This is a genomic window from Streptomyces sp. SKN60, from assembly GCF_026236535.1.
Classification (GTDB): domain Bacteria; phylum Actinomycetota; class Actinomycetes; order Streptomycetales; family Streptomycetaceae; genus Streptomyces.
The window spans coordinates 54,972-76,016 of record NZ_JAHTMW010000020.1; the positions used below are offsets into that span (position 1 = coordinate 54,972).

15 protein-coding genes are annotated in these 21,045 nt (G+C 72.9%); 11 read left to right on the plus strand and 4 right to left on the minus strand.

The window, feature by feature from the left end; all coding sequences use genetic code 11:
* Positions 1-13: 13 nt before the first annotated feature.
* The 3 genes from KV205_RS28445 (at position 14) to KV205_RS28455 (ending at position 5,467) form a co-directional block, all read left to right on the plus strand.
* Positions 14-1,771: a serine/threonine-protein kinase gene (locus KV205_RS28445; RefSeq protein WP_265867538.1), complete on the plus strand. Its 1,758-nt coding sequence runs from the start codon at positions 14-16 to the stop codon at positions 1,769-1,771.
* Positions 1,772-1,965: 194 nt separating this feature from the next.
* Complete coding sequence (locus KV205_RS28450; protein ID WP_265867539.1) at positions 1,966-3,621, plus strand: succinic semialdehyde dehydrogenase; 1,656 nt, start codon at positions 1,966-1,968, stop codon at positions 3,619-3,621.
* 40 nt (positions 3,622-3,661) lie between these two features.
* Positions 3,662-5,467, plus strand: a complete 1,806-nt coding sequence (locus KV205_RS28455) for a GMC family oxidoreductase (RefSeq protein WP_265867540.1) — start codon at positions 3,662-3,664, stop codon at positions 5,465-5,467.
* Positions 5,468-6,128: 661 nt separating this feature from the next.
* Here the strand turns inward: KV205_RS28455 and KV205_RS28460 are convergent.
* A complete protein-coding gene (locus KV205_RS28460; protein ID WP_265867541.1) occupies positions 6,129-6,455 on the minus strand; it encodes a chorismate mutase in 327 nt (108 codons plus the stop codon).
* Positions 6,456-6,781: 326 nt separating this feature from the next.
* On the opposite strand from KV205_RS28460, the gene guaA reads away from it, so the two are divergent.
* The 4 genes from guaA to KV205_RS28480 all read left to right on the plus strand — a co-directional run bounded on the left by guaA (position 6,782) and on the right by KV205_RS28480 (position 11,409).
* Positions 6,782-8,374, plus strand: coding sequence for a glutamine-hydrolyzing GMP synthase (gene guaA, locus KV205_RS28465; RefSeq protein ID WP_265867543.1), 1,593 nt, complete (start codon positions 6,782-6,784; stop codon positions 8,372-8,374).
* A gap of 138 nt (positions 8,375-8,512) precedes the next feature.
* A complete protein-coding gene (locus KV205_RS28470) occupies positions 8,513-9,319 on the plus strand; it encodes a class II aldolase/adducin family protein (RefSeq protein WP_265867544.1) in 807 nt (268 codons plus the stop codon).
* 136 nt (positions 9,320-9,455) lie between these two features.
* The gene (locus tag KV205_RS28475; protein WP_265867545.1) at positions 9,456-10,697 is read left to right on the plus strand and encodes a hypothetical protein; all 1,242 of its coding nucleotides are present in this window, start codon (positions 9,456-9,458) and stop codon (positions 10,695-10,697) included.
* A 157-nt stretch (positions 10,698-10,854) separates the two neighbouring features.
* Complete coding sequence (locus KV205_RS28480; RefSeq protein ID WP_265867546.1) at positions 10,855-11,409, plus strand: DoxX family protein; 555 nt, start codon at positions 10,855-10,857, stop codon at positions 11,407-11,409.
* Positions 11,410-11,565: 156 nt separating this feature from the next.
* Here the strand turns inward: KV205_RS28480 and KV205_RS28485 are convergent, their stop codons facing one another.
* On the minus strand, positions 11,566-13,029 hold the full coding sequence (locus KV205_RS28485; protein WP_265867628.1) for a PspC domain-containing protein: 1,464 nt from the start codon (positions 13,027-13,029) through the stop codon (positions 11,566-11,568).
* A 168-nt stretch (positions 13,030-13,197) separates the two neighbouring features.
* On the opposite strand from KV205_RS28485, the gene KV205_RS28490 reads away from it, so the two are divergent.
* Together KV205_RS28490 and KV205_RS28495 are read left to right on the plus strand one after the other, a co-directional pair.
* On the plus strand, positions 13,198-14,466 hold the full coding sequence (locus KV205_RS28490; protein ID WP_265867548.1) for an ATP-binding protein: 1,269 nt from the start codon (positions 13,198-13,200) through the stop codon (positions 14,464-14,466).
* Positions 14,463-15,176, plus strand: coding sequence for a response regulator transcription factor (locus tag KV205_RS28495; RefSeq protein ID WP_265867549.1), 714 nt, complete (start codon positions 14,463-14,465; stop codon positions 15,174-15,176). Before KV205_RS28490 ends, KV205_RS28495 begins: the two co-directional genes overlap by 4 nt.
* A 16-nt stretch (positions 15,177-15,192) precedes the next feature.
* Here the strand turns inward: KV205_RS28495 and KV205_RS28500 are convergent, their stop codons facing one another.
* Complete coding sequence (locus KV205_RS28500; protein WP_265867550.1) at positions 15,193-16,281, minus strand: C40 family peptidase; 1,089 nt, start codon at positions 16,279-16,281, stop codon at positions 15,193-15,195.
* A 353-nt stretch (positions 16,282-16,634) separates the two neighbouring features.
* Between KV205_RS28500 and KV205_RS28505 the strand changes: the two genes are divergently transcribed.
* On the plus strand, positions 16,635-16,988 hold the full coding sequence (locus tag KV205_RS28505; RefSeq protein ID WP_265867551.1) for a hypothetical protein: 354 nt from the start codon (positions 16,635-16,637) through the stop codon (positions 16,986-16,988).
* 43 nt (positions 16,989-17,031) lie between these two features.
* Here KV205_RS28505 and KV205_RS28510 read toward each other — a convergent pair whose 3' ends face one another.
* Positions 17,032-18,210: a C40 family peptidase gene (locus KV205_RS28510; protein WP_265867552.1), complete on the minus strand. Its 1,179-nt coding sequence runs from the start codon at positions 18,208-18,210 to the stop codon at positions 17,032-17,034.
* Positions 18,211-18,523: 313 nt separating this feature from the next.
* Between KV205_RS28510 and pcrA the strand changes: the two genes are divergently transcribed.
* The gene (gene pcrA, locus KV205_RS28515; RefSeq protein ID WP_265867553.1) at positions 18,524-20,974 is read left to right on the plus strand and encodes a DNA helicase PcrA; all 2,451 of its coding nucleotides are present in this window, start codon (positions 18,524-18,526) and stop codon (positions 20,972-20,974) included.
* The last annotated feature ends 71 nt before the right edge of the window (positions 20,975-21,045 follow it).

Genomic DNA, 21,045 nt, shown 5'->3' on the forward strand with positions numbered 1-21,045 from the left:
TAAGCGGGGGCACGTGGAACACTCTGAGAGCGCCGGCACCGGGCTGTTGCTGGCCGGGCGCTACCGGCTGGCCGAGTCCATCGGACGCGGCGGCATGGGCAAGGTCTGGCGCGCCCACGACGAGGTGCTGCACCGGGTCGTGGCCGTCAAGGAGTTGACGGCGGGCCGGTTCGTGGCCGAGGCCGATCGACTGGTTCTGCACGCCCGGACCCAGAAGGAGGCCCGGGCGGCCGCCCGGATCACCCACCCGGGCGTCGTCACCGTGCACGACGTCCTGGAGCACGACGACCGCCCGTGGATCGTCATGCAGTACGTGGACGGGCCCTCGCTCGCGGACGCGACCAAGGAGGCCGGGCCGATCGTCCCGCGCGAGGCGGCCAGGATCGGTCTGCACGTCCTCGGCGCGCTGCGCGCCGCGCACGCCGCCGGGGTGCTGCACCGCGACGTGAAGCCGGGCAACGTGCTGCTTGCGCGCGACGGCCGGGTGCTCATCACCGACTTCGGGATCGCCGCCATCGAGGGCGACTCCTCGATCACCCGCACCGGCGAACTCGTCGGCTCCATCGACTATCTGGCGCCCGAGCGGGTGCGCGGCGGCGATCCCGGCCCGGCCTCCGACCTGTGGTCGCTCGGCGCCACGCTGTACGCGGCGGTGGAGGGCAACTCGCCGTTCCGCCGCAGCTCGCCGATCAGCACCATGCAGGCCGTGGTGACGGAGGAGGCGCCGTACCCGGAGCGGGCCGGCGCGCTCGCGCCCGTGATCGTGGCGCTGCTGCGCAAGGACCCCGACCAGCGCCCGCAGGCCGACGAGGCCGAGCGGATGCTGCTCGACGCCATGGAGGGGCGCGCGCCGCAGTCCGCGCAGGCGTACGTGCCGACGCAGCGGATCGAGGCCGAGGAGCTGGCCGCCGCCGCGCCCGGGACGACGACCCCGCTGCCCGTACCGTACGAGGAGCAGCTCGGCGGCCCCGGCCAGGCCCCCGGCTCCGCCCACGCCCCCGAGCCCGTTCAGCCCCGTCAGCCGGTTCAGCCCGTTTCGCACCCTGTTCACGCCCCGGCCGCCGCGCCGCCCGGCGCGACCGTCCCCGGCGGTCTGCCGCCCGGCGCCGGCCGGTCCTCCGGTGGGGGCCGCGGGCGCTGGCGCCCCGCCCTGCTCGCCGCCGTCCTCGCGGGTCTGCTCGCGGGCGGCGCGGTCTTCGTCGCGATGACGCAGTTCGGCGACAAGGGCGACCCGACCGGGCAGCACGGCACGAAGGACCCGTCCCAGGGCTCCTCGAAGGATCCCGCCGCCGATCCGGCCAAGGGCGACGTTCCGGCCGGCTGGCACCGGGTCCAGGACCCGAAGGGCTTCAGCCTGGTCGTCCCCGACGGCTGGAAGCGGCAGAAGGACGGCGACCAGATCGACTACACCCCGGACAACGGCAAGCACCGCATCCGGATCAGCATCGACCCCTCGCCCGACTTCGAGAACCCCTACATGCACGTCCTCGACCTGGAGAAGACGCTCAAGAAGCGGCTCGACTACCAGCGGATCCTGCTGAACCAGAACACCTACCGGGACCAGGTCAAGTCCGCGCGGTGGGAGTTCAGCTGGACCGAGAAGCAGGAGTTCCCGGGCCCCCGGCACGCGATCGACCAGATCTACTACGCGGACGACGGCACCGAGTACGCCCTGTACATGGCCTCGCCGGAGGAGAGCTGGGAGACCACCCGGGAGCAGTTCGACGTGGTGACGCAGCACTGGCAGGCCCCGGGCGGCCAGTCGGACTGAGCGGCCCCACCTGAGCGGCCCGGCCCGAGCGGCCCGACCGAACGGACCGGCCGGAGGCGAATCGCACGCCCGACCGGGCACAAGCCCCTGATCAGGGCTTATGTGCCAGCGAACACTGGCACGATGTGCGCACCCGGTGAAAACGCGTTACCGACGGGTACCCAAAGCCGGGAATGCCGCCTACTCTCGCCCTCATGACGGACTCGCAGGCACCCTCCACCACGGTCACGGCAACGGCCACCGCCACCCCGGCCCCGGCGACCCCCGGCACCAACCCCGTCGCCGCCGCCCCCGCCGGTGCGCGCACCGCCGCCGGCGTGGTCACGCCCGAGCTGGTCGCCCGGCTCACCCGCGGGGTCGCCGGCTCCGGCCGTACCGCCAACCACACCCCCTTCACCGGGGAGAAGCTGGCGGACCTGCCCGAGGCCACCCCCGAGGACGTCGCCGAGGCCTACCGCCGCGCCCGCGCCGCCCAGGCCGCCTGGGCCGCGACCCCCGTCAAGACCCGCGCCGCCGTGCTGCTGCGCTTCCACGACCTGGTCCTCCGGCGCCAGGCCGAGGTCCTCGACCTCATCCAGCTGGAGACCGGCAAGGCCCGGCTGCACGCCCACGAGGAGGTGCAGGCCGTCGCCGTCGCCGCGCGCCACTACGGCCGCAAGGCCCCCTCGTACCTGCGTCCCAAGCACCACACCGGCGTCGTCCCGACCCTCACCAAGGTCACCGAGCTGCGCCAGCCGCGCGGGGTCGTCGGCCAGATCGCGCCCTGGAACTACCCCCTTGAGCTGTCGGTCGGCGACGCCCTGCCCGCCTTCGTCTCCGGCAACGCCGTCGTCATGAAGCCGGACACCGAGACCGCGCTCACCGCCCTGTGGGCCCGCGACCTGCTGATCGAGGCCGGTCTGCCCGCCGAGGTCTTCCAGGTCGTGCTCGGCGAGGGCCCGGTCGTCGGCCCCGAGGTCGTCAAGCACGCCGACTACGTCTCCTTCACCGGCTCCACCCGCACCGGCCGCGAGGTTGCCCAGGGCGCCGCCGCCCGTCTGGTCGGCGTCAGCCTGGAGCTCGGCGGCAAGAACGCCATGCTGGTCCTCAAGGACGCCGACGTCGAGAAGGCCGCCGCCGGCGCCGTCCGCGCCTGCTTCTCCTCCGCCGGCCAGCTGTGCATCTCCATCGAGCGGCTGTACGTCCACGAGTCGATCGCCGACGACTTCGTCGCCCGGTTCGCCGCCCGCACCAAGGCCATGCGGCTCGGCAACTCCCTCGCGTACGGCGCCGAGATGGGCTCCCTGGTCGGCGAGCGCCAGCTGGAGACCGTCACCCGGCACGTCGAGGAGGCCGTCGCCAAGGGCGCCACGCTGGTCGCCGGCGGCGTCGCCCGGCCCGACATCGGCCCGTACTTCTTCGAGCCGACCATCCTCGACGGCGTCGACGCCCCGATGGCCGTCTGCACCGAGGAGACCTTCGGCCCGGTCGTCTCGATCTACCGCTTCCGGGACGAGGACGAGGTCGTCGCGCTCGCCAACGCCACCCCGTACGGCCTGAACTCCTCCGTCTGGACCACCGACTCCCGCCGCGGCCACGCGGTGGCCGCCCGGCTGCGCACCGGCACCGTCAACATCAACGAGGGGTACGCGCCCGCGTACGGCAGCGTGCAGTCCCCGATGGGCGGCATGAAGGACTCCGGCCTCGGCCGGCGCCACGGCTCCGAGGGCATCCTCAAGTACACCGAGGCCCAGACCGTGGCCCAGCAGCGGCTGCTTCCGCTCGCGCCCTCCTTCGGGATGGACGACGAGAAGTACGCCGCCTTCATGAGCACCTCCCTGAAGGTCATGAAGGCCCTGCGCCTCCGCTGACGCCCTTCCCCGATCACCCCTTTCTCGTACGAGGAGAGCCATGACCGCGGTACCCCCTGCCCAGAATCAGGCCGAGGACGGTTCGTACGACTACGACGTCGTGGTCGTCGGCTCCGGCTTCGGCGGCTCGGTCACGGCCCTCCGGCTCACCGAGAAGGGCTACCGGGTCGGCGTCCTGGAGGCCGGCCGCCGGTACACCCGGGAGAGCCTGCCGAAGAACTCCTGGGACCTGAAGAACTTCCTCTGGGCCCCGACCCTCGGTCTCTACGGCATCCAGCGCATCCATCTGCTCGGCAACGTCATGGTGCTCGCGGGCGCCGGCGTCGGCGGCGGCTCGCTCAACTACGCCAACACCCTCTACGAGCCGCTCGCGCCGTTCTTCGACGACCCGCAGTGGAAGGACATCACCGACTGGCGCGACGAGCTCGCCCCGTACTACGACCAGGCCAAGCGGATGCTGGGCGTCCGGCTCAACCCGACGATGACCCCGTCCGACGTGCACCTGAAGGCCACCGCCCAGGCCATGGGCATCGGCGACACCTTCCACATGGCGCCGGTCGGCGTCTTCTTCGGCGACGGCTCCGACGCGGACGGTACGGCGAAGGCGCGGCCGGGCGGCGAGGTCGCCGACCCATACTTCGGCGGCGCGGGCCCGGCCCGCAAGGCCTGCACCGAGTGCGGCGAGTGCATGACCGGCTGCCGGCACGGCGCCAAGAACACCCTCAACGAGAACTACCTCTACCTCGCCGAGAAGGCCGGCGCGGTCGTCCACCCGATGACCACCGTGGTCGCCCTCACCGAGGACTCGCGCGGCGGCTACGCCGTGAAGACGCTGCCCACCGACAACCGCAAGAAGGGCGCCGGACGCACCTTCACCGCCCGCCGGGTGGTCGTCGCCGCCGGTACGTACGGCACGCAGACCCTGCTGCACCGGATGAAGGACACCGGGCTCCTTCCGCACATCTCCGGCCGGCTCGGCGAGCTGACCCGCACCAACTCCGAGGCCCTGGTCGGCTCGCAGACCACCGACCGCCGCTACCGCAAGCGGCACGGCAAGGAGCGCGCCGACTTCACCAAGGGCGTCGCGATCACCTCGTCCATCCACCCCGACGAGAACACCCACATCGAGCCGGTCCGTTACGGCAAGGGCTCCAACTCCATGGGCGGCCTCACCGTCCTCCAGGTGCCCTACGGCGCGCACCGGGTCCGCAAGTGGCTCCTGGAGATCGTCAAGCACCCGACCCTCGCGCTGCGGTCGCTGTCCAACCGCCGCTGGTCGGAGCGGACCATCATCGGCCTGGTCATGCAGTCCCTGGACAACTCCCTGACCACCTTCCGCAAGCCCGGCGGCCTCGGCAAGGGCCTGCTCACCGCCCGCCAGGGGCACGGCGCGCCCAACCCGACCCAGATCGAGGCCGCGACCCGCGCCGCCTCCCTGATGGCCGAGGAGATCAACGGCTTCGCCGGCTCCAACGTCGGCGAGCTGATGGGCACCCCGCTCACCGCCCACTTCCTGGGCGGCTGCCCGATCGGCGCCGACGCCGCGTCCGGCGTCATCGACCCGTACCACCGGCTCTACGGCCACCCGGGCATCTCGGTGGTCGACGGCGCGGCCGTCTCCGCCAACCTCGGCGTCAATCCCTCGCTGACGATCACGGCGCAGGCGGAGCGGGCGATGTCCTTCTGGCCGAACAAGGGCGAGCCGGACCCGCGGCCGGGCCAGGGCGAGGCGTACGTACGGGTCGCGGCCGTCGAGCCGGCCTCCCCGGCCGTCCCGGCGGAGGCCTTCGGCGCGCTGAAGCTGCCGTTCCTGGGCATGCCGGCGGTCCCGCCGAAGAAGGCCTGAACCGTTCTCGGGGACTCCGGAAAATGGAAAGGGCGCTGCACCCCCCTCCGAGTGCAGCGCCCCTCCAGCTTTCGGGTGGTGCTGCATAGATGACCGGTGACCTGGGGGATTGGTTGTAGCCCGCTCACGAGATCTTTATGTGACGCGCGTCACGTGGGGTGGGGACGTACAACACAGGGGCCCCGCGTCGCGATTCCGGTCGCGGGCGCGGGGCCCCTGGAAGCGGCACCGGCGTCAGGGCTGCGGCGGTGCCTGGGGAACGGCGCCGGGGGGTGGAGCGCCGTGGTGGTGTCGGGAGTTCGTGGGGGGCGCGGGGATCGTGGGGGTGGGGGAGCGGGACGAGGGTCTCGGATCGGGGTCTCCGATCGGGGGTCCTGGATCGTTCGGCCGGTTGCGGTCGGCCCCGGGCGTCCCCGGGGCCGACCGCCCTTGATGGGTGACCGGGCTGCTGTCCCCTGCCGTCCGGTCACATGCGCTGGGGCGAGGTCCCACGACGCACCAGAGGTACGTCACACGCCCCAGCGAAGCCACGCGTGGTCTTTTTCGGGCCCGCCCCTGGCTGGCACGGACAACACGCCCAACGAAGGGGTGCCGGGCGCGGTCACGCGCCGTACGGGTGAGAACGGCACCGAACTCGGGTGCGGGGGCGCACCCGGGCGGCTCAGACGCGGCCGCGGCACAGCTCCAGCATCGTCATCGCGAGCGCCGTGCCCGGCTTGCCCAGCGCGTCGCGGTAGTGGCCGAGCACCTCCATCTCGCGGGCGAGGTTCACCCGCCGGCCGCCGGAGGAGATCCGGGCCTCCTGGATGACGGCCGAGACGGCCATCCGTTCCTGGATCAGACCGATGATCCGGTCGTCGAGCGCGTCGATGCGCTCGCGGGCGTCGCCGATCAGGGCGGCGGCCTCGGCGGTCCGGGCGCCGGTCTGCTCGGTGGGGGTCTGGGTGGTGGCGGTGGCGGTCTGGGCGGTGGCGGTCTGCGTGCTCATGGTGGGCTCCTCGGGGTGTCGGGTCCGGGAGTCCCGGGGCCGGATGGCCCGGGACAAGCAGAACGCCCCGGGCCTTGTCGGCCCGGGGCGCCTGGGAAGTCGCTTGTCAGTTGCTCAAGCAGCACGACCATGGCAGCCGGTGGGCCGGTTGCCATAGGTAAAGACGAAGGTCGTGAGCTTGCGCATGGCCCCAGTATGGACCCCGCGCGGAAGCCGGAGGCAACCCGGGTTCGGATGGTGAGACGAAATCCAGCCGCGGCGCGCCGGTAGAATCGACAAATAGCCCCCTTCGGGGGAACCGCTCCTACCGCCGGAAGGCCGCCGTAGTGTCATCAGCGCCCCCCGCTGCCGCGCCCGACGTCACCAACCCGGACGTAGTCCTCGTTGTCGACTTCGGGGCCCAGTACGCCCAGCTCATCGCCCGACGCGTCCGTGAGGCGCGGGTCTACAGCGAGATCGTCCCGTCCACCATGCCGGTGGCCGAGATGCTGGCCAAGAACCCGAAGGCGATCATCCTGTCCGGCGGCCCGTCGTCGGTCTACGCCGAGGGCGCCCCGCGCCTCGACCGCGAGATCTTCGAGGCCGGCGTCCCCGTCTTCGGCATGTGCTACGGCTTCCAGCTGATGGCCACCACGCTCGGCGGCACCGTCGACAACACCGGTGCCCGTGAGTACGGCCGCACCCCGCTGCACGTCTCCAAGTCCGGCTCCACCCTCTTCGAGGGCACCCCGGCCGAGCAGTCGGTGTGGATGTCGCACGGCGACGCCTGCTCCGCCGCGCCCGAGGGCTTCGCCGTCACCGCGTCCACCGACGTCGTGCCGGTCGCCGCCTTCGAGAACGACGAGAAGAAGCTGTACGGCGTCCAGTACCACCCCGAGGTGCTGCACTCCACGCACGGCCAGCAGATCCTGGAGCACTTCCTCTACCGCGGCGCCGGCATCGAGCCCACCTGGACGACCGGCAACGTCATCGAGGAGCAGGTCGCGGCCATCCGCGCCCAGGTCGGCGGCAAGCGCGCCATCTGTGGTCTGTCCGGCGGCGTCGACTCCGCCGTGGCCGCCGCGCTCGTCCAGAAGGCCATCGGCGACCAGCTCACCTGCGTCTACGTCGACCACGGTCTGATGCGCAAGGGCGAGACCCAGCAGGTCGAGAAGGACTTCGTCGCCGCGACCGGCGCCCGCCTGGTGGTCGTCGACGCGGAGAAGCGCTTCCTCGACGCCCTCGCCGGCGTCTCCGACCCGGAGACCAAGCGGAAGATCATCGGCCGCGAGTTCATCCGCGTCTTCGAGCAGGCGCAGCTGGAGATCCTCCAGGAGGAGGGCCCCGAGGTCGCCTTCCTGGTCCAGGGCACCCTGTACCCGGACATCGTCGAGTCCGGCGGCGGCACCGGCACCGCCAACATCAAGTCCCACCACAACGTGGGCGGACTCCCCGACGACATCGAGTTCGAGCTCGTCGAGCCGCTGCGGCAGCTCTTCAAGGACGAGGTCCGCATGGTCGGCCAGGAGCTCGGCCTGCCGGACGAGATCGTCCAGCGCCAGCCGTTCCCCGGCCCCGGCCTCGGCATCCGCATCGTCGGCGAGGTCACCAAGGAGCGCCTGGACCTGCTGCGCGAGGCCGACGCCATCGCCCGCGAGGAGCTGACCGCCGCCGGTCTCGACCGCGAGATCTGGCAGTGCCCGGTCGTGCTGCTCGCCGACGTCCGCTCCGTCGGCGTCCAGGGCGACGGCCGCACCTACGGCCACCCGATCGTGCTGCGCCCGGTGTCCTCCGAGGACGCCATGACCGCCGACTGGTCGCGCCTGCCGTACGAGGTGCTCGCCCGCATCTCGACCCGCATCACCAACGAGGTCGCCGACGTCAACCGCGTCGTCCTCGACGTGACCAGCAAGCCGCCGGGCACCATCGAGTGGGAGTAGTCCTCCCGTACGCGCAGCCGTACGCGTAGCCGTACGGGATGGAAGCCGTCGCCCCTGTTTCGCACCGGGGGCGGCGGCTTCGCCGTTTGTCCGTACGGACTCTGGTGAGTTGACCTTCCGGGCGTTACCTTCCGGCGCATGACCGAGATCCCGGCGCCCACCCCCGCCCCGGCCCCCGTCCCCGTCGACCGGCTCCACTTCGCCATGCCGCCCGTCCACGCGACGGCCGGCGAGGAGCGCGCCCACCGCAAGCAGCGGCTCGCCGCCGCGCTGCGGACCTTCGGGCGGCTCGGTTACGAGGAGGGCGTCTCGGGGCACATCACCGCCCGCGACCCCGAGCACCCCGACTGCTACTGGGTGAACCCCTTCGGTGCCCCCTTCGCCGACCTCACCGCGAGCGATCTCATCCTGGTCAACGGCGCCGGACAGGTCGTGTACGGCGACCACCACGTCAACCAGGCCGCCTTCACCGTGCACGCGGCCGTGCACCGGGCCAGGCCCGACGTGGTCGCGGTCGCCCACACCCACTCCCCGCACGGCCGGGCGCTCGCCGCGCTCGGCGAACTGCTCGACCCGATCACCCAGGAGTCCTGCGCCTTCTACCAGGACCACGCCCTCTACGACGCCTACACCGGGGTCGTCGTCGACCCCGAGGAAGGGCGCCGGATCGCCGTCGCGCTCGGCACCTTCAAGGGCATCGTGCTGCGCAACCACGGACTGCTCACCGTCGGCTCCTCGGTCGACGCGGCGGCCTGGTGGTTCATCGCCATGGAACGCTGCGCCCAGGTGCAGCTGGCCGCCCGGGCCGCCGGCAAACCGGTCCTGATCGACCACCGCGACGCCGTCGCCACCCGCGAGCAGCTGGGCAGCGACCTGGTGGCCTGGATCAACTACCAGCCGCTGTGGCGGCGGATCAGCCGGGCGGAGCCCGAACTCCTGTCGTAGAACACTCCTTTCCGTCAATGTGATGACTCTTCAATCACTCCTGCGCGAGGGGTGCCGGACCCTGTGAGCGGGCACCGCGTGCGGCACAATTCCCAGGAATCAACAGGCAGTTGACCGATCGGGAAGGGGGCGCGCCATGGCGGTGCAAGAGGCGAGACAGGACGGGGCGTGCCTCGCGGAGGGCGGCGGCTGCCCGCACTGCGAACGCTCCGGCCACCGGCGGGCCGTGGCCGCCTTCCTCGCCCGGCGCGACGAACTCGCCGCCGGCCACGGAGTGCCCGCCGCCCTGGCCCACTCGCCGGTCGCCTCCCGCCAGTGGGTCTCCGACGAGCTCGCCCAGTCCGCCCGTACGGTGGCGGCGCACGGCCCGGCCGCCGGCCACGCCCGCTCCGGCCGCGTCCACCGCGGCACCCTGGCCGCCGTGTGGGGCGCCGTCCTGGCCCTGCTCCTCGGGCAGGCCCTCACCGCCCTCGGCACCGGATGGACCGCGCCGCGCACCGCCGCCCTCGGCGCCGCCGCACTGCTCGCCGCCGCCCTCACCGGCGCGGCCCGGCTGCACCGCGACCGGGGCGGCGTCCTCGCCCCGCTGCTCGGCGAGGACAACCGGCTGTCCACCTCCCGCACCGTCGCCGCCTGCTGGCTCCTCCTCTCCGTCCTCGCCCTGCTCCAGCTCGCCCTCCTCCTCGCCCTCGGCGCCCCCTCCGTGGACCTCGGACTGCGGCGCGGCGCCGGACTGCTCGCCGTCCTCGCCCTCACCGGCTGGACCGTGGTGACCTCGCGGCTCGTGGTGTCGCTGCGGGTGGCCGCCCGCCGGCTGCAGAAGGTCCGCGCCGACCGGCCCCGGCCCGCCGACCTGCTGTGCGACGACGACGGCCGGGCCGACCTCGCCGATGTGCAGTACGTCCTCGTCTCCACCTCCGTCCTCGCCGTCGCCGCCGTCCGGCTCTGCCGCGCCCCCGACCGGCTGCCCGAACTTCCCTGGGCCCTGGTGCTGCTCCTCGCCGTCTCGGTGACCTGCCACCTCGCCGCCAAGTGCGCCCAGGGCGGCCGGCCCAAGATCTTCTCCGTGGTCCGCTCCCGCGAGGCGGGCGACCTCGACGCCCCGATCCGCACCGGCGACGACATCGAGATCCGCGGCACCGGCTTCGTCCCGGCCGGCGCCGCCGCCCCCGAGCCGCTGACCCGCCTGGTCGTCCGGATCGGCCCGGTCCACGCCCATGTCCCGCTGGTCCCCGTCCCCGGCGGCTTCGCCAACCCCACCGACACCGTCCTCACCGTCCCGCTCCCCGCCGACGTGGAACCGGGCCGGGTCGAGGTGTCGGTGGTGACCGCCGCGGGCGTCGAGACCAACCGGGTCACCATCGACGTCCTCGACTGACCGCCGCCAGGCCCCCGGACGGGTCTCCGTCCCTTTCCAGCCCCCTTCCCACCCCATTTCCCGCTCCTTTCCCTGCCCCGGGAATGTCCCCGCGCGGCGAATGCGGGGAGAATCGTGCCCTGAACGCAGGTACGGGGCTCGGAGAGGTGGCCGGAAGATGGCGGGACGGACGGACGGAACGACCGAGGGCCCGGACTCCGGCGGCCGGTCCGGCGGCTCGGCACTCCTCACCGGCCCGGGCGGCCCCGGCGGCTGGAAGGCGCTCGCCACCCGCTACGCCCTCGTGCCGCTGCGGATCTTCCTCGGCATCACCTTCATCTACGCCGGACTCGACAAGCTCACCGACCCCTCCTTCCTCGCCGACACCGGCCCCGAGTCCATCGGCGAGGTCATGCGGGGCGTCCGGGACACCTCGGCCCTGCCCGCCCTCGTCGACCTGGCCCTCAAGAGCCCCGTCGGCTTCGGCTACGCCATCGCCCTCGGCGAGCTCGCCGTCGGCATCGGCACCCTCTTCGGGCTCTTCGCCCGGGTGGCCGCGCTCGGCGGGGCGCTGATCTCGCTGAGCCTGTGGCTGACCGTCAGCTGGCAGGTGAACCCGTACTACCTCGGCAACGACCTCGCCTACCTCATGTCCTGGCTGCCGCTGCTGCTCGCCGGCGCTCCCGTGCTCTCGCTGGACGCGCTCCTCGCCGACCGCCGGCGTATGCGATAGGCCGTCCAGGACGTCACGGCCGCGAGGCCGAGGCCCCCGCACAGCACCGGTATCACCACGTACCAGGCGACGGACCAGGCACCGCTCGCGTCGCCCAGGAACAGCGCCGCCAGCGCCAGCGCCGCCAGGCCCAGGACCAGCCGCCCGGGCCGGAACTCATGAAGCAGCACGGGTGACCTCCACCTGTCCGAGGGCGACCTCCAGGAAGAGGTCGATCGTGCCGCCCGGGGCGACCCCCGGCGGCGGGACGAGCGTCCGGGTCTCGTCCAGGTCCGGCGCGATGTCGATGTCATCGCCCGAGGGGCCCGTCGGCGCGGTCGGCACCACCGGCGCCGGTATCGCGCTCGGCGACACCGACGGCCGCCCGGGATCCGCCGGGGCCGTCGGGGCGGGCGGGGCGACCGGCGGCACCGGGCGGCTCGGCTGGTCCGGCGGCAGCTGCAGATCGCCCAGGCCCACCTGGGCGCGGAGCGTCACCGTCGCGTTCCGCGGCACGATCACCTCCAGCTTGCCCGCGCCGACCTCCACCCGCGTCGACACCTTCGTCCCCGCGGGGACGGCCAGCCGCGACAGGTCGAGCGTGCCCACTCCGGTGCCCAGCTCGTACCGCGGCTGCACCCCGGCGACCGCCGCCGGCCGCCAGGTCTCCCGGGCCCAGACGGTCGAGATCTCCTTCGGCAGCGCCGAGGCGACCGCGAGCAGACCCGCCGTGAGGACCATCAGACACAGCGTGCCGAACCCGGTGCGGCCGAGGAAGCTGCTGACGAGCAGCCCGACACCGATCACCCCGAGCGCCGCCGCGAGACCGATCTGCAGACTCGTGCCCAGCGGATGCGCGTCCCACGACAGACCCGTGCCCAGACCGCCGGCCATCAGCGCCAGCAGGAACACCAGGCCGCCGATCGACAGCGGCTCGCCGCCCACCCGGGCCGAGGGCGTCGGACGCCCCGGCAGCGGGGTGCCCCACTGCCCGCCGGGCGTCGGCACCTCCCCGTTGACCTTGCCGTCCTTGTCGACGATCCCGTGCGGGCCCCAGAGATAACCGATGGCGACCTTGCCGGTCGACCCGTCCTTGACGAGCGGGTCGCGCCACCAGGACGGCCACTCCACCAGCGGCGGAGCCTTGGTCTCCGGCGGCGCCTCGGCGACCGCGAGCGCCGCGGCCGTGTCTATCCGGCCGCCCTCCTCGGCCGTCGCGGCGACCGACGGCCGCCGCTGCGACCACACCGCCGCCCCGCTCACCGCGACCGAGAGGATCAGCGCGAACGCCAGCGTCCCCCCGTTCCGCAGCATCGACAGGAAGATCCCGCAGCCCACGAGCGCCATCAGAACCGCGGACAGCGACGAGCCCGACACCCGGCCGGTGAGCAGCCGGCGGCCCTCGTTGTCCTCCTCGCCCGCGAGCGGTATCACCAGCCACGCGAAGCCGTAGAAGATCAGTCCGACGCCGCCCGTCACCGCGAGCACGCCCAGCGCGACGCGGAAGATCACCGGGTCCAGGTCGAAGTGCCGGCCGAGGCCGCCGCACACGCCGGCCACGACCTTCTGCCCGCGCGACCGCCGCAACGGCGGGGCGGGCGGGGCGTCCGCCGGCGGCGGGGCCTCGTGGGGCCAAGGCATGGAACTCGTCATGCGTCCATGGTGACCGCCCGTGACGCCCCGCGGCACCGGGACCGACCCTGCCTTGACCCTGATCTTCCCGGGGCCCCGTACCCCGAGACGGTTCCGGGGCCGATATCCGGGCGGACCCTGATGCCCGAGGGCCGCCGGACGTGTGACGATCGGTACATGTCCGCATCCGCTCGTGTCACCGACCTCGACGAACCGCCCGTGCGCAAGCTCTACCGCAGCGCCGACGGCCGGTGGCTCGGCGGTGTCGCGCGCGGTCTCGCCGGACACCTCGGCCTGCCGGTGATCTGGGTCCGCGCGTTCTTCGTGGCCCTCATGCTCGCCGACGGCCTGGGCGCGCTGCTGTACGCGGTGTTCTGGATCGTCGTCCCGCTCGGCGTCGGCGGCCGCTCCGCGCCCCGCCCGATGTTCGAGACCACCCCCGACGGCCGCAAACGGCTCCGCAAGCCCGACCGTGGCCAGGTCTTCGCGCTGATCGCGCTGGCCGTCGGCATCTCCGCCTTCGTCGGCAACCTCAACGTGGACAAGCAGGCCGGCCGCTACATCTGGCCCTCGCTGCTGATCGGCGTCGGCGTCGTCCTCGTCTGGCGGCAGGCCGACAACGCGCGGCGGGCCAGCTGGACCGACCCCGACCGGCGCCGCCGGGTCTTCCAACTCGCGCGCGGCCTCGTCGGCGTCGGCCTGGTCGGCACCGGACTCGCCGTCTTCATGGTGGTCCGCGGCTCCGCCGCCCAGCTCGGCACCGCGCTGACCGCCGCCGTCGCCGTGCTCACCGGCATAGCCCTGCTCGCCGGGCCCTGGCTGGTGCGCATGTCGCAGGACCTCGGCGAGGAGCGGACGCTGCGCATCCGCGCCCAGGAGCGCGCCGAGGTCGCCGCCCACGTCCACGACTCGGTGCTGCACACCCTCACCCTGATCCAGCGCAACGCCGAGGACCCGGGCGAGGTGCGCCGGCTCGCCCGCGCCCAGGAGCGGGAGCTGCGGAACTGGCTGTACAAGCCGGAGGGCACCGGCAAGGACGAGGACGAAGAGCCCTCGACCCTCGCCGAGGCCGTCAAGCGCGCGGCGGCCGAGGTCGAGGACAAGCACGGCGTGCCGCTGGAGGTCGTGGTCGTCGGCGACTGCCCGCTCGACGAGAAACTGGGCGCGCAGATGCAGGCCGCGCGCGAGGCGATGGTCAACGCCGCCAAGTACGGTGGCGAGGGCGGGCCGGTGCAGGTGTACGCGGAGGTGGAGGGCCGGATGGTCTTCGTCTCCGTGCGGGACCGCGGCCCCGGCTTCGACCTGGACGCGGTGCCGGACGACCGGATGGGCGTAAGAGAATCGATCATCGGCCGGATGCAGCGCAACGGCGGATCGGCACGGCTGAGATCCGTGCCGGGCGGGGGCACCGAAGTGGAGCTGGAGATGGAGAGGGCGGACGGATGAGCGACGGGACCGAGGCCGTGACCGGAGACGGGGCGGCGGCGGACGCGGGGCGCCGGGTGCGGGTCGTGCTCGTCGACGACCACCGCATGTTCCGCACCGGGGTGCAGGCCGAGATCGGCCGCACCGATGTGACGGGCGTCGAGGTGGTCGGCGAGGCCGCCGACGTCGACCAGGCGGTCACCGTGATCACCGCCACCCGACCCGAGGTCGTCCTCCTCGACGTGCACCTGCCGGGCGGCGGCGGGGTCGAGGTGCTGCGCCGCTGCGCCGCCCTGATGGCGGCGGCCGAGAACCCGGTCCGCTTCCTGGCCCTGTCCGTCTCCGACGCGGCCGAGGACGTCATCGGGGTGATCCGGGGCGGCGCCCGCGGCTATGTCACCAAGACGATCACCGGCACCGACCTGGTCGACTCGATCTTCCGGGTCCAGGAGGGCGACGCGGTGTTCTCGCCGCGCCTCGCGGGCTTCGTCCTGGACGCCTTCGCGTCGACCGACGCCCCGCCGGTGGACGAGGACCTCGACCGGCTCACCCAGCGGGAGCGCGAGGTGCTGCGGCTGATCGCCCGCGGCTACGCGTACAAGGAGATCGCCAAGCAGCTCTTCATCTCGGTGAAGACGGTCGAGTCCCATGTCTCGGCGGTGCTGCGCAAGCTCCAGCTGTCCAACCGGCACGAGCTGACCCGCTGGGCCGCCGCCCGCCGCCTCGTCTGACCGGGCGGGATCCGGGTCACCCCACCCGGGTCGCGCCCGCGAAGGGCATCTCGTCGATCGGGGCGACCCGCACCGGGGCGCCCGGGCGCGGGGCGTGGATCATCTGGCCGCCGCCGATGTAGAGGCCGACATGGCTGATGCCGGAGTAGAAGAACACCAGGTCGCCGGGGGCCAGTTCGGAGCGGGAGACCCGGCGGCCGGCGTTGATCTGGGTGTAGGTGGTGCGCGGCAGCGACACCCCGGCCGCCCGCCAGGCGGCCTGGGTGAGCCCCGAGCAGTCGTAGGCGGACGGTCCGGTCGCGCCCCACACGTACGGCTTGCCGAGCTGCGCCCGGGCGAAGGAGATGGCCGCCGCGGCGCGGCCGGTCGGGGCGGAGATCGGCCCGCGCACGGTGCCCGCCCGGTCGGCCCGGTCCGCGGCGGCCGGGCCGGCGGAGGAGGCGCCCGCCGCGTCGTGGCTGCCGGCGGCGACGGCGGCCTCGTAGCGGGCCCGTTCCTCGGCGGTGAGCCGGGCGAGCAGGGTGCGGGCGGCGTCCAGCTTGGTCTGCACGGTGGTCTTCTGCCGCCGTAGTTCGGCCTCGTGCGCCCGCAGCTCCGTCAGCCGGCCCTCGGACTGGGCCCGCAGCTGCCGGACGGCGGTGAGTTCACGCCGTACGGCGGTGAGGGCGGCGGCCTGCCGGTCCCCGGCCTTCTCGGCGAGCGCGGCCCGCTCCAGGTACTGGTCCGGGTCCGAGGTCAGTGCGAGCTGGACGGCCGGGTCGAGCCCGCCGGAGCGGTACTGGGCGGCGGCGACCGCGCCGAGCGCGTCGCGGGAGCGGTTGAGCCGCTCGGTCCGCCGGGCGGCCTCGTCGCGCAGCCGGTCGAAGCCGGCCCGTGCCGCGTCGGCCTGCTCCTTCGCCCCGTTGTACTTCTCGGTCGCGACCTCGGCCTCCTCGTACAGCCGGTCGACCTGGGCCTTGACCTGCGCCGGAGTGGGGTTGGGCGCTGCGTGCCCGGAGCCTTCGAAGACGGTCGCGGTGGCCGCCGAGGCGAGGGCCAGGGTGGCGGCGGTGCGGACGGCCTGGCCGCCGAGGGGGGACTGCTTGGGCCTGCGGTGTGCTGCCACGAGGGCGGGTCACATCCTTTCCCTGTGGGGGACGCTGCCCGCCGGGGCCGGCGGCGGCCCGCACAGGGGAACGCGCCGCCGCCGGTTTTCTCGGCGGGGGCGGCCGACAACCGCCGGAGTACGGCGGTGGTGGGGAGCCGGCCACCTGGGGGAGGACGCTAAACCTGGCTCCCGCCCGACGGCCCGGCGTTGACCGCTATTGGCGCGGGATGGCGTTTCGGGACCGTTCCCGTTCGTCCGGGGCGTTGCTCGGACGGCCCTTCCGGCATCCCCCTGACCGATGCGCGCCGATGCGCGGGACAAGGTGGACCCGCCCCGAAGCCGCTGGTATGGCCCCGGTTAGGCTCCGCCCCATGGACGTACTCATTCATGTCTTCGTCGCCCTGCACATCATCGGAATCGGCGCGCTGCTCGGCGGATTCCTCACCCAGATGAAGGCGATGGGTGCCGGTACGGCCCGCTTCACCCCGGCGATGCTGCACGGCGCCCTGACCATGCTGGTCACCGGCGTCGCCCTCGTCGGCATACACCAGGCCGAGGGCCACACCGTCAACAACATCAAGATCGGCGTGAAGCTCGCGATCCTGGTCGTCATCCTCGGCCTGGTCTACGTCAAGCGCGACGAGGAGCAGGTCGACAAGGCCCTCTTCGGCACGGTCGGCGGCCTGACCCTGGCGAACATCTTCATCGCCACCCTCTGGGTCTGACCGCCTGACCTCCTGACCGCCTGATCGCCTGATCGCCTGACGCTCAGGCCGGGCGCACGCTGCCGTAGATCGGCATGTAGTAGATGGACTCCTCGCGGACGTAGGCGCCCGGCTTCGGGGCGTGGATCATCTTGCCGCCGCCGATGTAGATGCCGACGTGGCTGATGTCGTCGTAGAAGAAGACGAGATCGCCGGGGAGCAGGTCGGCGGTGGCGATCCGGGTGCCGACCTTCACCTGGTCCCAGGTGGTCCGGGGCAGGTCGACGCCGGCGGCGCGCCAGGCGGCCTGGGTGAGGCCGGAGCAGTCGTACGACTCGGGGCCGGTCGCGCCCCACACGTACGGCTTGCCGATCTGGGCACGGGCGAAGGCCAGCGCCTCGGCGGCCTTCGTCGCGTACGAGGAGTCGCCGGTCGGCGGCGGCGTCGTGGGCGTCGGGTCCGGCGTGGGCGCGGTGGGCGTGGGGGTGGCCTCCTTGCGGGCCGCCTCCTCGGCCGCCTCCTTCGCGGCCGCCTCCGCCTTGGCCTTCTCCTCTGCCTTGCGGCGCGCCTCGGCCTCCCGCTTGCGCTCCAGCTCCGCGAGCCGAGCCTTCTCCTCGGCCGTCAGCTTCGCGAGCAGCGTGCGCGCCTCGGCGAGCTTGCCCTGCACGGTCTGCTTGGTGCGCCGCAGCTTGTTCTGCGAGGCGGTGAGGGCGGCCAGGCTCCGGGTGGCCTCCTGCCGCTGCTTCGCGGCGGCGGCGCGCTGGGACTCGTACGTCCGGACCGCCTCGCGCTGCTGCTGCGACAGCCGGTCCATCAGGTGGGTCTGGTCGAAGTAGTCCTGCGGGCTGTCCGCGAAGATCAGGGTGGCGGTCGGGCCGACCGCCCCGCCCCGGTACTGGGCCGCCGCGTACGCGCCGAGCGCGCGCCGCGAGGTGTTGATCTCGTCGGTGCGGCGGGCCACGTCGTCGAGGACCTTGGCAAGCTCGCGCCGCTGCCGGTCGGTGGCCTCCTTGGCCCGGTCGTACTCCTGGGTGGCCACGCCGGCCTCCCGGTACAGCTGGTCGACCTTCTCCTTGATCTCCTCGACCGTCGGCTTGGCCGCGGGCGCGGGCGCCGCCGGGGCGGCCTGCGCGCTCTGCCCGGACAGCAGGGTCACCGAGGCGAGCGCGGCCGCCGTGACGCCGACGGCGGAGGACTGGGGACGGGTGGTGCGCGGCTTGCGATGGGTCGCCAAGGCCGGCATCTCCTTCCGTGGACGCCGGCACCCGGCACGTGACGGCCCGAGTGGCGTGGGGGTGGGCCGGGTACGACGTGGGTCGGCGTGGGCCGCCCGCTCGGCGTGGTTCGCCGACGGTGGAGTGCGGTAGGGGACGGGCTGCTTGGGCGTGCACGCTAGCGACCCCTGGGACGGGTGGGAAGCCCGGTGTGCCTTATGTCCGATACATTTTCGTGACCTGAAGCGGATCGTCGCCCTCCGTGAGATCGCGGTCACGTTGGCGGTCGCGTTCACGGGACCGGGACCGGCTGTCAGTCCGGCGCCCTAGACTCGTTAGGCGATGAGCAACAGCCTCTTTGACGACAGCTTCCTGGCGAGCCTCCAGCACCACGCGGAGGAGCCCCCGCCCCTGCCCGAGGACGACGAGCACGGCGCCCCCGCCGCGGAGGAGGTCCCGCACGACCTCTTCGGGGAGCACTTCGACGCGCCCCCGGCCGGCCGCGACGCCTACTACCGCGACGGCGCCCACCGCCCCGTCGCGGACCCCGCCGCGCTCCTGGACGGGCTCAACGAGCAGCAGGCGGCCGCCGTCGTCCACACCGGCTCGCCGCTGCTCATCGTCGCGGGCGCGGGCTCCGGCAAGACCCGGGTGCTCACCCACCGCATCGCGTACCTCCTGGGCACCCGGCACGTCCACCCCGGCCAGATACTCGCCATCACCTTCACCAACAAGGCCGCCGGCGAGATGAAGGAGCGCGTCGAGCAGCTCGTCGGCCCGCGCGCCAACGCCATGTGGGTGTCCACCTTCCACAGCGCGTGCGTGCGCATCCTGCGCCGCGAGTCGAAGAAGCTCGGCTTCACGTCGTCCTTCTCGATCTACGACGCCGCCGACTCCAAGCGCCTGATGGCGCTGGTCTGCCGCGACCTGGACCTCGACCCGAAGAAGTTCCCGCCGAAGTCCTTCAGCGCCAAGATCTCCAACCTGAAGAACGAGCTGATCGACGATGAGACCTTCGCCGACCAGGCCGCCGACGGGTTCGAGAAGACCCTCGCCGAGGCCTACCGGATGTACCAGGCCCGGCTGCGCGAGGCCAACGCGCTGGACTTCGACGACATCATCATGACGACGGTCCACCTGCTCCAGGCCTTCCCGGACGTCGCCGAGCACTACCGCCGCCGCTTCCGGCACGTCCTCGTCGACGAGTACCAGGACACCAACCACGCCCAGTACACGCTGGTACGCGAACTCGTCGGCACCGGGTACGAGGACCTCGGCCCGGCCGAGCTGTGCGTCGTCGGCGACGCCGACCAGTCGATCTACGCCTTCCGCGGCGCGACCATCCGCAACATCCTCCAGTTCGAGGAGGACTACCCGGACGCGACCACGATCCTGCTCGAGCAGAACTACCGCTCCACGCAGACGATCCTGTCCGCCGCCAACGCCGTCATCGAGCGCAACGAGTCCCGCCGCCCCAAGAACCTCTGGACCAACGCGGGTGCCGGCGCGCAGATCACCGGCTACGTCGCCGACACCGAGCACGACGAGGCGCAGTTCGTCGCCGACGAGATCGACCGGCTGACGGACGCCGGCGACGCCAAGGCCGGCGACGTCGCCGTCTTCTACCGCACCAACGCCCAGTCCCGCGTCTTCGAAGAGATCTTCATCCGCGTCGGCCTGCCCTACAAGGTCGTCGGCGGCGTGCGCTTCTACGAGCGCAAGGAGGTCCGGGACGTCCTCGCCTACCTGCGCGTCCTCGCCAACCCCGAGGACAACGTGCCGCTGCGCCGCATCCTCAACGTGCCCAAGCGCGGCATCGGCGAGCGCGCCGAGGCGATGATCGACGCCCTCTCCCTGCGCGAGAAGATCACCTTCCCGCAGGCCCTCAAGCGGGTCGACGAGGCGTACGGCATGGCGGCCCGCTCCGCCAACGCCGTCAAGCGCTTCAACACCCTCATGGAGGAGCTGCGCACCATCGTCGACTCGGGCGCCGGACCCGCCGTGGTCCTGGAGGCCGTGCTCGAACGGACCGGCTATCTCGCCGAACTGCAGGCCTCCACCGACCCGCAGGACGAGACCCGGATCGAGAACCTCCAGGAACTCGCCGCCGTGGCCCTCGAGTTCGAGCAGGAGCGGGGCGAGGAGGGCGGCACGCTCCCGGAGTTCCTGGAGCAGGTCGCGCTCGTCGCCGACTCCGACCAGATCCCCGACGAGGACGAGGAGGGCGCCGGCGTCATCACCCTGATGACCCTGCACACCGCCAAGGGCCTCGAATTCCCGGTGGTCTTCCTCACCGGCATGGAGGACGGCGTCTTCCCGCACATGCGCGCCCTCGGCCAGACCAAGGAGCTGGAGGAGGAGCGCCGTCTGGCGTACGTGGGCATCACCCGCGCCCGCGAGCGGCTCTATCTGACGCGCTCCGCGATGCGCAGCGCCTGGGGCCAGCCCTCGTACAACCCGGCCTCGCGCTTCCTGGAGGAGATCCCGGCCACGTATCTGGAGTGGAAGCGGACCGGCCCGATGGCCAAGCCGGCCGGCCCGACCTCCGGGATCACGTCCTCGCTGTCCTCCTCGCGCTCCCGCTCCGGCCCGTCCGGTTTCGCCACCCGCCGCACCAGCGACAAGCCGGTGATCTCGCTGCAGATCGGCGACCGGGTCACCCACGACCAGTTCGGCCTCGGCACGGTCATGGCCGTGCAGGGCGCGGGCGCCGACGCGCAGGCGACGATCGACTTCGGCGGCGAGAAGCCGAAGCGGCTGCTGCTGCGGTACGCGCCGGTGGAGAAGCTGTAGTCGCAGCCGTAGCGGCTGCCTTGTCGCGGGCGTTACGGCGAAGGGGCCCCGGCCGGTGATCGGTCGGGGCC